At 60.4% G+C, this 12,628-nt stretch carries 11 protein-coding genes and 1 pseudogene; 8 read left to right on the top strand and 4 right to left on the bottom strand.

Annotated elements, in window-relative coordinates; translation table 11 throughout:
• The first annotated feature begins 9 nt into the window (after positions 1–9).
• The 5 genes and pseudogenes from AO388_RS16370 to AO388_RS30320 all read left to right on the top strand — a co-directional run bounded on the left by AO388_RS16370 (position 10) and on the right by AO388_RS30320 (position 5,949).
• Positions 10–315, top strand: a complete 306-nt coding sequence (locus AO388_RS16370) for a sarcosine oxidase subunit delta (RefSeq protein WP_003367099.1) — start codon at positions 10–12, stop codon at positions 313–315.
• Positions 312–3,218: a 2Fe-2S iron-sulfur cluster-binding protein gene (locus AO388_RS16365; protein WP_058416755.1), complete on the top strand. Its 2,907-nt coding sequence runs from the start codon at positions 312–314 to the stop codon at positions 3,216–3,218. Before AO388_RS16370 ends, AO388_RS16365 begins: the two co-directional genes overlap by 4 nt.
• 3 nt (positions 3,219–3,221) lie before the next feature.
• Positions 3,222–3,794, top strand: a complete 573-nt coding sequence (locus AO388_RS16360; protein ID WP_058416754.1) for a sarcosine oxidase subunit gamma — start codon at positions 3,222–3,224, stop codon at positions 3,792–3,794.
• Between the two features lie 142 nt (positions 3,795–3,936).
• Positions 3,937–5,091: pseudogene (locus AO388_RS30325) on the top strand (HAMP domain-containing protein); the annotation flags it as partial.
• A gap of 90 nt (positions 5,092–5,181) precedes the next feature.
• Positions 5,182–5,949, top strand: a complete 768-nt coding sequence (locus AO388_RS30320; protein ID WP_371857159.1) for a methyl-accepting chemotaxis protein — start codon at positions 5,182–5,184, stop codon at positions 5,947–5,949.
• Between the two features lie 104 nt (positions 5,950–6,053).
• On the opposite strand, the gene AO388_RS16350 is transcribed toward AO388_RS30320, so the two are convergent.
• Positions 6,054–6,944, bottom strand: coding sequence for a LysR family transcriptional regulator (locus AO388_RS16350; protein WP_063613809.1), 891 nt, complete (start codon positions 6,942–6,944; stop codon positions 6,054–6,056).
• A 108-nt stretch (positions 6,945–7,052) separates the two neighbouring features.
• Between AO388_RS16350 and AO388_RS16345 the strand changes: the two genes are divergently transcribed.
• From AO388_RS16345 to AO388_RS16335, 3 genes are all read left to right on the top strand, one after another.
• Complete coding sequence (locus AO388_RS16345; RefSeq protein ID WP_058416751.1) at positions 7,053–7,928, top strand: MBL fold metallo-hydrolase; 876 nt, start codon at positions 7,053–7,055, stop codon at positions 7,926–7,928.
• Positions 7,929–8,049: 121 nt separating this feature from the next.
• The gene (locus AO388_RS16340) at positions 8,050–8,436 is read left to right on the top strand and encodes a hypothetical protein (RefSeq protein WP_058416750.1); all 387 of its coding nucleotides are present in this window, start codon (positions 8,050–8,052) and stop codon (positions 8,434–8,436) included.
• Between the two features lie 61 nt (positions 8,437–8,497).
• Complete coding sequence (locus tag AO388_RS16335) at positions 8,498–8,983, top strand: GNAT family N-acetyltransferase (RefSeq protein WP_003367094.1); 486 nt, start codon at positions 8,498–8,500, stop codon at positions 8,981–8,983.
• Positions 8,984–9,054: 71 nt separating this feature from the next.
• On the opposite strand, the gene AO388_RS29930 is transcribed toward AO388_RS16335, so the two are convergent.
• From AO388_RS29930 to AO388_RS16325, 3 genes are read right to left on the bottom strand one after another with little or no spacing between them, the layout of a single operon-like run.
• On the bottom strand, positions 9,055–9,180 hold the full coding sequence (locus AO388_RS29930) for a hypothetical protein (RefSeq protein WP_003315538.1): 126 nt from the start codon (positions 9,178–9,180) through the stop codon (positions 9,055–9,057).
• Between the two features lie 55 nt (positions 9,181–9,235).
• Positions 9,236–10,723 (bottom strand): chemotaxis protein CheW, encoded by a 1,488-nt coding sequence (locus tag AO388_RS16330; RefSeq protein ID WP_054081842.1) that lies wholly within the window; start codon positions 10,721–10,723, stop codon positions 9,236–9,238.
• Positions 10,720–12,540, bottom strand: a complete 1,821-nt coding sequence (locus tag AO388_RS16325) for a methyl-accepting chemotaxis protein (protein ID WP_442963822.1) — start codon at positions 12,538–12,540, stop codon at positions 10,720–10,722. Before AO388_RS16325 ends, AO388_RS16330 begins: the two co-directional genes overlap by 4 nt.
• Positions 12,541–12,628 lie beyond the last annotated feature (88 nt).

The raw sequence follows: 12,628 nt of genomic DNA, 5'->3' as shown, positions 1-12,628 counted from the left end.
GAGCGACACATGAAAATCATGACCTGCCCGCTCAACGGGCCGCGCAACATCAGCGAGTTCACCTACGGCGGGGAATTCAAACATATGCCCGACCCGCAAACCTGCAGCGACAGCGAGTGGGCCGATTACGTGTTCAACAGTGAAGACACACTGGGCGTGGTGTGCGAGTGGTGGATGCACAACCCCTCCAGCTACTGGTTCCTGGCCGAGCGCCACACCGGCAGCGACGAGATCATCCGCACCTTCGACCCACGCGACCTGTTTACCGCACGTATCGACTTCGCCCCCCTCGCCTCCAAGGAGATCGCAGGATGACCACCCCCGCCCGCCTGCCCGCGCCCATGGGCCTGCTGATCGATCGCACCCGGCCGCTCACGTTCAGCTTCGATGGCAAAACCTATCAGGGCCTGCAGGGCGACAGTATCGCCAGTGCTCTGCTGGCCAACGGTCGCTTCCTGCTTTCGCGGTCGTTCAAGTACCATCGCCCGCGCGGCCCCCTGACCATGGCCGGGCAGGACGCCAACAGCCTGATCCAGTTGCCTCACGAGCCCAACGTGATGGCCGACACCGTTGCCCTGCAGGAAGGCTTGCAGGCCACCGGCCAGAACTTCAACGGCTCGCTGGACAACGACCGGGACGCGTACCTGGGCAAGTTCTCGAAGTTCATGCCGGTGGGTTTCTATTACCGCTCGTTCTACAAGCCCAAGGGCATGTGGAAAGTCTGGGAGCCAATCATTCGCAAGAAGGCCGGCCTTGGCGTGCTGGACCTGGCGTTTCAGCCCGAGTACTACGACAAGGCCTACCTGTTCACGGATCTGGCGGTGATCGGCGCGGGACCTGCCGGCTTGCAGGCAGCACTGAGCGCCGCCAATGCAGGCGCCAAGGTGTTGCTGATCGAACAGCAGCCCATTCTCGGCGGTTCGCTGGCCTATGCCCGCTTCGATGTCGACGGCCTGCGTGCCGAACAGCTGCGGCGTGAACTGGTCGCTGCGGTAGAAGCACATGACAGTATCCAGGTGCTCAAGCAAGCGACCTGCAACGCATGGTTCACCGACAATTACCTGCCGGTGATTCAGGGCAAGCGTTTGTACAAGGTGCGCGCCACACACTGTCTGGTATGCAGCGGCTCGTTCGATCAGCCGGTGATTTTCCGTAACAACGATCTCCCCGGCGTCATGCTGACCAGCGCCGTACAGCGCCTGATCAAGTTGTACGCCGTCAAGCCCGGCAAACGCGCGGTGGTGCTGACCGGCAACGATGACGGTTACCTCGCCGCACTGGACTTGCACGATCAGGGCGTCGATGTGGTCGCAGTGGCCGACATGCGCAGCAGCCCGTCGGACCGGACGCTGCGGCTTGCGCTGGAGAAGCGCGGCATCGTCTGCCACGTGAACACAACGGTCTATGAAGCGCTGCATGAGAAAGGCATGCGCCATGTGAGCGGTGCCGAGCTGCGCAAAATCACTGGCCAGGGTCAGGTGGCGAACAGCGGCTCGCGCGTCGACTGCGACCTGCTGTGCATGTCCGGCGGCTACATGCCGGTCTACCAGTTGTTGTGTCAGGCCGGCGGCAAGCTGGCCTATGACGATCAGCAGGCCGAATTCGCCATCAGCAGCCTGCCGAAGAATCTTGGCATTGCAGGCTCGGTCAACGGTTACCACGCGCTGGACAACGTGCTGGCCGATGCTGCGCATGCTGCCGCCGGCGTGGTCACGGCACTGGGCCTGACATCGGCTGAAAGCCCTGCTCCGCTGCGCAGCGAAGCGCAGGTCAACTTCGCCTGGCCGATCTTCCCGCACCCTGACGGCAAGGATTTTGTCGATTTCGACGAAGACCTTCAGGTACGCGATATCGTCAATGCCACGCGCATCGGCTATCGCGACATCCAGTTGGTAAAACGCTATTCCACGGTAGGCATGGGCCCGTCACAGGGTCGTCATTCGGCACTGCCGACCGCGCGACTGGTGGCCGCTTCGACACAGCGCAGTATCAGTGAAACCGGCGTAACCACAGCCCGACCGCCCTTCGAGGCAGAGAAACTGGCACACGTTGCGGGCCGTGCCTTCGATCCGTATCGGCAGACGCCCATGCACCAGCGTCATGTGCAGGCCGGTGCGAAGATGATGCCGGCCGGGATCTGGCAGCGTCCGGCGTTCTATGGCAAAGCCTCGCAACGCGATGCCTGCATGCAGCAGGAAGCGCTGCACGTGCGTAACAAGGTCGGCATCATCGACGTGTCGACACTCGGCGGCCTGGACGTGCGCGGCCCCGATGCCGCCGAGCTGCTCAACCGCATGTATACCTTCGCCTTTCTGAAACAGCCGGTCGGGCGTTCGCGTTATGCGCTGATGACCAACGAACAAGGTGTGGTCATCGACGACGGCGTTTGCGCGCGCTTTGCCGAACAGCATTTCTACGTTACCGCCACCACCAGCGGCGTGGATCGCATTTATCAGCAGATGCTCAAGTGGAATGCCCAGTGGCGTCTGAACGTGGACATCACCAACGTCACGGCGGCCATTGCCGCGGTCAACGTGGCGGGGCCGGATTCACGCAAGGTGCTGGAGCAGGTCTGTACCGACCTTGATCTGTCTGCCGAAGGTTTCCCTTATCTTGGCGTGCGCCTGGGCACTGTTGCCGGTATCAAGGCGCGGCTGCTACGGGTCGGTTTCGTCGGCGAACTGGGCTACGAGATCCACGTCCCCGCTCGTCACGCGCTCAGGCTCTGGGATGCACTTGTCGAGGCTGGCAAGGTCTTCGACATGCGTCCGTTCGGCGTCGAGACGCAACGTCTGTTACGTCTGGAAAAAGGCCACGTCATCATCAGCCAGGACACCGACGGCATGACCCATCCGGCCGAAATCGACATGGGTTGGGCGGTCAGCCGGAGCAAACCTTTCTTCGTCGGCCGCCGCTCGGTGGACATCCTCGAAGCCCAGCCGCCAAAGCGCAAACTGGTTGGCTTCACCCTGCCCAAGGCCAGCCCGCTGCCGCTCGAGGGGCATCTGGTGCTCAAGGGCCCGGACATCAGTGGCAACGTGACGTCCTGCGAGTACTCCTCGACCCTGGGCATGATCATCGGCATGGCCTATGCCGCGTTCGACCAGAGCACACCCGGCCAGCAGATTCCGATCCGCGTCGAAGATGGCGTGGTGGTTCAGGCAACCGTCGTGAAACTGCCCTTCTTCGACCCTGAAAACCAGCGCCAGGAGCTCTGACCCATGACCAGCCTTCTCCAGAACAGTCCTCTCGGCGCCAACGCGCGCGCCTTGTGCACGCTGCAAGACCTGACCGATCGGCCACGCGTGGGATTTCGCGGTACGCAAAGCGCTGACTACCTGACGGCAAGCGGCTTCAACCTGCCCGAGGCACCGAACCGCGCCGTCACACAGGCGGACGGCAGCCACGTCGCGCGCCTTTCACAGACCGAATACCTGCTGCTGGGCAGCCCGCACGATGACGGGCAGCGCATCGCCGATGAAGAAGCTCGCTGGGAGCTCGACCACAGCGCCAATTACCTGCTGCCTCGCGAAGACAGCCATGCCTGGCTGCAACTGAGTGGCGCGTGCATCGCCGAGGTGATGGCCAAACTGTGTGGGGTGGATCTGCGCCCCGAAGCGTTTGCGACAGGTTCGGTGGCGCAGACCTCGGCAGCGCGCATCAATGTGATCGTCATCAACCTCGGCGCGCAGGCTGAACCCTGTTTCCAGATCCTCTTCGATCGGGCTTCACTGGCTTACTTCAAGGACGCGATGCTGGATGCCATGACCGAGTTTGGGGGGCGCCTCTCATGAACAACGGGTTACTGCTTCGGTGAATAAAGGCCGTTTCGTACTCATGAACGACAACAAGTGTTTGTTACCGCCAAGCCGCCTAAAGAATACTGGCAAAAAGTCGTTGACCTCTTGGTAGACCATAAGAGCGACCCTCAGCTCAATGCCTCGGGTCGCAGACTGCATCCATGCAGCACCCGACACTTGCGGCAGTAACACGCCCCCCGGAGCTCAAATGAATATCAAACAGAAATTGACGTGGGCGTTCGCAGTCATTGCGTGCTTGCCCATATTAGTCGTCGCCGCCATCGTGGTCGTGAACCTGCGCGACAAGGCGACCAGTGATTTCGTGGACGGTAGCGCACGTGAGATTCGCCAGGTCGACAATGCCATGCAGCTGTTTTTCGACGGCATTACGCAGAACGTCAATTACATCGCGGCGCACCCGCTGATCGCCGGGGCGAGCGATGATTTCCGCAACTACATGGGCGCCACGCCTCCCCCGCAGTCCGAGAATGACAGGCAGGCGACCGAGCTGTTCGCCAATATCGCCAAGGCTCACCCGGCCTACTCCTACGTTTCTTATGGTCTGATCAACGGCAGCTACATCATGACGCCGGAAGACCCGAAAATGAGCAACTACGACCCGCGTGTGCGGCCGTGGTACAAGACGGCGATGGCCAATGCCGGCAAAACCGTGCGCAGCGACGCCTATTACTGGGCCAACGACGACGCGGTACTGGTCAGTACCATCCGGGCGATTCCCAATAAACTGGGCAACCCTGGTGGCGTGGTCAATATCGACGTATCGCTCAAGCAACTGACGAACATCGTCAAGCAGATCAAGCTCGGCGAAAGCGGCTATCTGATGCTGATGGAAAAGAACGGCACCGTGCTGGTCGATCCCAAACAGCTCGAGCATAACTTCAAGAAACTGGGAGAACTGGGCGACGGCTTCAGCGATTTGGCGAAAACCGCCAGTGGTCTGGTCGAGGTGACACTCAACGGCGAGCGTTACATGGCCAATGTGTACTCGTCCGAGCAACTGGGCTGGAACTTCATCGGCCTGATCAAACAGGACGAAGTGATGGCCTCGGCCACCCGCCTGACCTGGTTGATCGGCATCATCGCGGTGGTGCTGGCGGTGGTCTTTGCGATTGTCGGGGCCAGTTTTGCCCGGGTCATCGTGCGCCCGATTCACAGCGTGTCCAGCGGCCTGGAAGGTATTGCAGGCGGTGAAGGCGACCTGACCCAGAACCTCGCCGTGCGCGGCAAGGATGAAACTGCGCAGTTGGCGGGCTGGTTCAACAAGTTCCTGACCGCGATCCGCAGCCTGATTCAGCACATCGGTCAGGCGGCCGGGAAGATTCTCGAAGCCTCACACAGCTCGACGCGTGTCTCCAACGACATGGCCGAAGCTGCTGGCCGGCAGCGCGAAGCGGTGGATATGGTCTCCACGGCGTTTCATGAAATGGTCGCCACCTCCAATGAAGTCGCCCGTTCCTGCAGCCAGGCCGCAGACTCGGCCGACAGCGGCCAGCAACAGGCGCGTGAAGGTCAGCGGCAGATCGATGATGCGGTGCGCAGCGTCGACCAGCTCAGCGAAGAACTCACCCGCTCGGCCAAGGACATGACGCAACTGGAAAAGGACAGCGCAGGCATTCAGTCGATCCTCAATACCATCCGTTCGATTGCCGAGCAGACCAACCTGCTGGCCCTCAACGCGGCCATCGAAGCAGCACGTGCAGGCGAACAGGGGCGCGGCTTCGCCGTCGTAGCCGACGAAGTCCGCGCACTGGCCAAACGCACCTCGGACTCGACCGCAGAAATCGACAGCCTGCTGGGCAACCTGGCCAAACGCACTGCCTCGGTGGCGCAACAGATGCATGCCAGCCTCGACGTATCGCAGCAATCGGTGACCAAGATCGGGCAGGCACGCAGCAGCTTCGGGCAGATTCGTGAGTCAGTGGATGTGATTCGCGACATGAACACCCAGATCGCAACCGCTGCCGAGGAGCAGCATCAGGTGGCCGAAGACATCAACCGGCACATCAGCCAGATCCATGGCGACGCCCAGTTGATCGCCGAACTCTCGGACTCGGCCCGCGCGGATTCCAGAAGCCTGGAGATCCTGTCAAGCGAGCTGGACGGCCTGGTGCGCAAGTTCAAGACCTGATCCTGCCTATGCGGAGCGTGAGGAACGATGGGCGTCTGTGTCTCCCTATCGTGCCCATGCTCCGCGTGTTCTGGACGCTCTGAGTCCTGTCCACAGCAGGAGATCTAATCTCTACCCCTTTCAAACCATTCAGTCAGAAAATCCAGAAAAGTGCGCAGCGTTGCCGACTGATGGTGCCTTGAGGTGTAGATCGCGTGTATCCCCAAAGCCCGTGGCTGGTACTCCGGCATCAGGGCGATCAGCTTGCCGCTCGCCATCAGCGGCGCCGCCGAATGCACCGGTTGCAGGCTGACACCGGCGCCAGCCACTGCGGCCTCCAGCAGCACCACTGAATCGTTGGCACTGAGGTTGCCGCCGACCGGCACACTGAGCGGCATCTGCTGGCGGGTAAACTCCCACAGGCTTTTACCGAAGTACGAATAGGTCAGGCAGTTGTGAGCAGACAGTTCCTGCGGCCTGGACGGTGTGCCGTGCACGGCGAGATAGGCCGGAGAAGCACACACCACCGAAGCGCACTGCCCCAGCGGACGGGCAATGACATTGGGGTCCAACTGATTGGTGATGCGGATCGCCAGATCGATTCGCTCGCTGACCAGATCCACGGCCTCGTTACCGATAAGCAGGTCTGCCGAGGTGTCGGGATAGCGTTGCAGGTAAGCCGTCACCGCGGGTGCCAGAACGGCCTGGGCCAGTGACTGCGAACAGGCGATACGCAGCATGCCGCGTGGCTCGTCGACTTGCGTATCGGCTGCCAGTGGCACCGCGTCGGCCAGCTCGACCAGTTGCTGACACCGCAACAAGGTCACTTGCCCTGGGGCGGTCAAGCCGAGCTTGCGCGTGGTCCGGTGCAGCAGTCGCGCTCCGGCCCAGCGCTCCATCTGCGCCAGATAACGCGTGACCATGGCCCTAGACATATCCAGCGCCTCGGCGGCGGCGATGAGGCTGCCCCTCTCGTTGATGGCGATGAATACCCGTGCAGCTATGATCCGATCCACAATTCGTCCGATATAAGCAATCAATAGTTGCCAATACTGAGGCTTTTGTTTCACTTGAGGCAACCTAAGATAACGACCTCTGCCCTGTCCAAACAAAGGTCGTATCCCATGCCGCGCAAATCCCTGCTTGCCCTGTCCTTCGCCGCTCTGTTCCCTCTCGCAGCCCAGGCCGCCGCTCCCTTGGCGATCGAGGTATACAACCCGGCTGAAAAAGCCGTCTTCCCGGTTTCATCCGAACTGATCACCGGCAAGCATGACGCGGTGCTCATCGATGCGCAGTTCCAGCGCAACGACGCCGAGGCACTGGTGCAAAAGATCAAGGACAGCGGCAAGCAACTCACCACCGTCTACATCAGCCACAGCGACCCGGACTACTACTTCGGTCTGGACGTCATCAAAGCCGCGTTCCCCGAAGCGAAGATCGTCGCCAGCGCGCCTACCGTGAAGGCGATCAAGGCTTCGATGCAGGGCAAACTCGCCTATTGGGGCCCGATTCTCAAGGACAATGCGCCAACCAGCCTGGTTGTGCCGGAAGAGCTCAAGGACGACCACCTGACGCTTGAAGGCCAACCATTGCAGATCAAAGGCCTTAACGGCCCGGCACCCGAGCGCAGTTACGTATGGATTCCCTCCCTCAAGGCAGTGGTTGGCGGTGTCGTGGTCTCCAGCGGCATCCATGTCTGGGTCGCTGACACGCAAAGCCCGAAATCGCGTCAGGACTGGCTCGCGACACTCAAAGGCATCGAGGCGCTGAAACCGGCCACCGTAATTCCGGGTCATTACCTGGGCAAGATTCCGTCAGGCACCCAGGCTGTGACATTCACCGCCGACTACCTGAAGTCCTTCGAAGAACAGGCCGCCAAAGCCAAGGATTCCACCACCCTGATCGACGCCATGCACAAAGCCTGGCCGCAACTGGCCGAACCGGCTTCGCTGGAAATGAGTGCAAAAGTTATCAAGGGCGAGATGAAATGGCCGAATTGATCCGGCACCTGTAAGGCCTCGGCGAGGCGGCGCGAATATCGCAGTGGACGGACTTTTACGTGCGCTGCGGACACGCACGGAGGTATGGTCAGACGCCCTTGTCAGTCGTTATGCTGAGCCCATGAACGCCCCTCTGAAAATCCGTAANGGCGCTTGCGACTGCAAGCGCGAGCTGCTGGATGCGGAAGGTGCAGATCTGCGGATTCTGCTGCTGTCCCGCGACGCAGAAAAAACCCTGCTGGATCGCCTGGAGCGTATCGAAAGTCTGGAAGATCTGGAGCACATGCAGCGCAAGATTTTCCAGCAACTGGGCGTGCGTGTCGACGTCGCTCCGGGCTTCAATGAAGTGCGCACCATGCGCGGCATCAGCATTGTCGTCGAGGAAAAGGTCGGGCTGTGTCGCAAGACGCGTCAATCGATACCTGCCGCCATCCGCCGCGCCCTGGAAGCACGTCCACAGATCGCCTATCAGTTGCTCAACGCCAACGACCTGCTGCGTGACGCCTGACTATCGAGCGCCTGGCGAGTGCGGCTATCATGCTGCGCCCATTAGCCAAGGATTGCCCTCCGTGTCCCTCGAAATCCGTCCAGCCACTGCCTCTGATGCCAGTCAGATTCTGACGTTCATTACCGAACTTGCCATCTATGAACGCGCAGGGCATGAGGTCAAGGCCAGTACCAACGACATTCAACGCAGCCTGTTCGCCGACAACGCACCGGCCAGGGCGCTGATGTGCCTGCATGACGGCCAGCCCATTGGCTATGCCGTTTATTTCTACAGTTACTCGACCTGGCTGGGACGCAACGGCGTGTATCTGGAAGACCTGTACATCACTCCTGAGAAGCGCAGCATCGGCGCCGGACGCGCACTGCTTCGACATATCGCTCGCGAAGCGGTAGCCAACGATTGTGGTCGCCTGGAGTGGAGCGTGCTGGACTGGAACGAGCCAGCCATCAAGTTCTACGAAGCGATCGGCGCTGCGCCGCAAAGTGAATGGGTTCGCTACCGAATGGAGGGTGCCGGGCTGCTGGACTTCGCCAAAGGCGGCGATTGAAGCACAAAGGCCTGACACGAAAACGCCCGGCCTGTGTGGGCCGGGCGTTTAAGAAAAGCATTCAACAGCGGTCAGCAAACCCCAGGCGGGATACCGTCCTTGTTGAAGTCTTTCAGGCGTTCCTTTTCTTCGGGCGTCGAGTGCGCGGGCACGTCGCTTTGCGGTTCCGGTTTTTTCTCGTCTTTCTTGTCAGTCATGGTCGTTGACTCCGCTGGTGAACACTCAAATAAGGCCACGCGCGGAGCATTCGGTTCAGACTGATTGCACAGTGCGGCGCTGATCAACGTTGCATTCCAGCTGTCGGGCCAGGCCCTGCAGATCAAGCAGGGTCGCACGCCAACTGCGCTCCTGACTGCCGACGCTGACCAGCGAGCGGACCCGGTCATTGACCGAAATGCCCTTGCCAGTACTGGCTTGCCAGCCTTGTTCCAGCATGGCCGGATCGAACTGATTGAACGCGTCGATCGCATCGACGCGGTTCACTGCAAAACCGAAGCACAGCCGCTCGCCACGCACGATCAATACACGCGACGCTTCGCCCTGGACCTGTGCGCCTTCGCCCAGCAGACTGCTCAGGCAGATCAGCGGCACCTGTTCGCCGCGCAGATTGAACTGTCCCAGCAAATGCGTTTCCGGCTGCGACAGGCCGATCAATTGCTGCGGCATGCTCATGATCTCCACGATCTGGCTCAACGGTGCCACGAAGCGGGTCGGCGCATCGAACAGCAGGCAGGCGTGGCGCAGCATGGCCTTGGTCACATCGTGCGAGGCCTGGGCAGGTTTGACGTCGTGCTGGTAAACCTGGGTGTAGCTTTTGACTTCCGGGCGCTGCAACAGCATCGGATGATCGAGCAACAAGGCCTGCTGCCCCTCTTCCAGGTTCATGACCCCGGCCAGCAGCTCTGGGTGCGGCAGGCCATAATGCGGTGCCGCCAACAGGCTGTCCGGATCCTGACGCTGAATGGCGACCATGCGGTCGTAGCCAAACCCGCACACCCGCCCGTCCGGCGCAGTCAACAGCAGCAACTGCGGCTTGGACGTCTGACGCTGGTGGTCCAGGCCAAGCACTTCGGACAGGTTGAGCGCCGGGACCTTGGTGCCACGCACCGAGGTGACGCCGAAGCAGCAGTCACTGGCAAAATCCGACGCCGTGATCTCGGGATCGTCCACCAACTCGGTCACAACGCTCGCATCGATACAGAAGTTGCGGCCGTCGCACTCAAACACCAGGTAATGCAGCAAGCGGCCCTTGGCGGCCAGTGCCTCGTCCTTGAGCACTTGCGCGCTCGGATCGGCAGCGAACATCACGCCTGGCAAACCACTCATGAAGTCGAGGTCAAGCTTGTAGATCATCCGCGACTCTTCGGCGCCGAGCAGCAGAGAGGGCAGCAAGCCGACACCGCTGCCCGCTGGCCCCAGTGGACTGAACTGAGAATCACGGGCCTTGAGAATGTCGCACACAGCGTCAATCGCCAGCCCGAGGTAGCCACCGCCGTACTTGAGAATCGCCACCAGTGGCGTCGGCGAAGACATATCGCCGCCCTCCGCCAATTGAGCCCGCAGGTCGACCAATGGCACCGGTTTGCCACGCAAGGTAAACACCCCACGCAGCGCTCCCCGTGTCAATGGATGGGGATGCAGATCAGCGGGCCAGTGCACGGCCTCCATCAACGCATCGGCAACCACCGCCAGATACACACCGTTGATCTGCACGACGCCATAGGCATTCAGGCTGCTCATGCAGGTTGTCCGATGGATACCTTGTCCAGAGTCTGGGTGTAGCCGGTCAGGTTGGCTTTGTGCAGCTCGACGATCAGTGCCTCGACTTCCTGCGCCGACAGACGTTGCTTCTCTGTCGCCGTGTTGATCCCGTCAATCGCCTGAGTGGTCTGCATCACGCCTTCCACGATGTGTTCGAAAGCTTCGCCGGCACTGCGCGAAATCTCGTTGCCCGACTCGATCCGGCTGACCGTTTCCAGAATCAGCTTGTTGATTTCCTTGGTCGCACGCGAAGACTTCTCGGCCAGCTTGCGCACCTCGTCGGCGACTACCGAAAAGCCCAGGCCATGTTCACCGGCCCTGGCCGCTTCGATAGCCGCGTTGAAGGCCAGCATGTTGGTCTGACTGGCGATCTCGCTGATCACCTGAATAATGTCCTGAATACCCTCGGCGGACTTGGCAATCATGTCCATCGCGTCGGAGGCCTTGACCAGCGTCTGCGAACCGGTGCTGGCCTGCTCACGCGTCATTCTGGCCAGATCGGTGGCCGTCTCGGTACTCTGTGCCACATAGGAAATGGCATTCATCAGTGCTTTCACCGACTCGCCCATGGCGCGGGTCTTGGCCTCTATCGCCTGTTCCATCTCGACCTGACGGGTAATGTCAGTGGCGAATTTCACCACTTTGAACGGCAAGCCGTCGTGGTCGAAAATCGGGCTGTACGTCGCCTGAATCCAGATTTTCTGCCCATATTTGCTGACGCGCATGAAGCGCCCGGAGTAGAACTCGCCCTGCCCCAGCCCGTGCCAGAATTCACGGTACTCGGTGCCGCGCACGTATTCTTCCTCACAAAAGATACGGTGGTGCTTGCCTTTGATTTCCTGAAGGCCATAACCCAGCGCTTTGAGGAAGTTGGCATTGGCGGTGATGATGTTGCCGGCCATGTCGAATTCGATGACGGCCTGGGCGCGGTCGATGGCATTCACCTTGCCCTGGTCCTCGACGCTGGTTTCCTTGGCATCTGTCACGTCGAGCGCGAATTTGACGATCTTGTAGGGTTTGCCCTGCGCATCGAAAATCGGGTTGTAGGTGGCCTGAATCCAGATCTCCTTACCGTCCTTGCGCTTGCGCTTGTATTCGTTGGCGTCGTACTCGCCGCGCCCCAGCTTCTCCCAGAGCTCACGATACTGCAGGCTGCTGACAAATTCCTCGGAGCAGAACATGCGGTGGTGCTCGCCGACGATTTCATCGAGCTCGTAGCCAAATACCGCCAGAAAATTGCGGTTGGCATGCAGCACCTTGCCCGTCAGATCGAATTCGATCACCGCCTGAGAACGTTCGATGGCTGTCACCTTGCCCGCGGACTCAGCCTGACGAATGCGGCTCTCGGTCACATCGTTGGCGAACTTCACGACCTTGTAAGGACGACCATCCGGGTCGAATATCGGGTTGTAAGTGGCGCTGATCCACAACTCGCGACCGTTCTTGCCGATGCGCTTGTATTCGCCGGAGTCATACTCGCCACGTTCGAGCTTGGCCCAGAAGGCACGATAGGCCGGACTGTTCAGGTAGTCGTCTTCGCAGAACATGCGATGGTGCTGACCCTGAATCTCGTCCAGACGATAACCCAGGACCTTGAGAAAGTTTTCGTTGGCGGTGAGCACGCGACCGTTAAGGTCGAATTCGATGACACCCTGCGAGCGATCGATGGCCGCAACCTTGCCTTCGTACTCGGAATTGGACTTGCGCTGCGCAGTCACGTCCGTGGCGAACTTCACCACCTTGAACGGATTGCCTTGCTCGTCAAACACCGGGTTATAAGTGGCCTGCAACCAGATCTCGCGCCCGTTCTTGCCTAGGGAGACGCTGAAAAATTAACCCGTTCGCACCGTCTTCATTTCCAAGCCGGTTTTTTTCAACCTGCCG

The organism is Pseudomonas sp. ICMP 10191 (genome assembly GCF_001467335.1).
GTDB lineage: Bacteria > Pseudomonadota > Gammaproteobacteria > Pseudomonadales > Pseudomonadaceae > Aquipseudomonas > Aquipseudomonas cerasi.
Note: the sequence above shows the minus strand (reverse complement) of the source record. Positions and strands in the feature narration are given on the sequence as shown.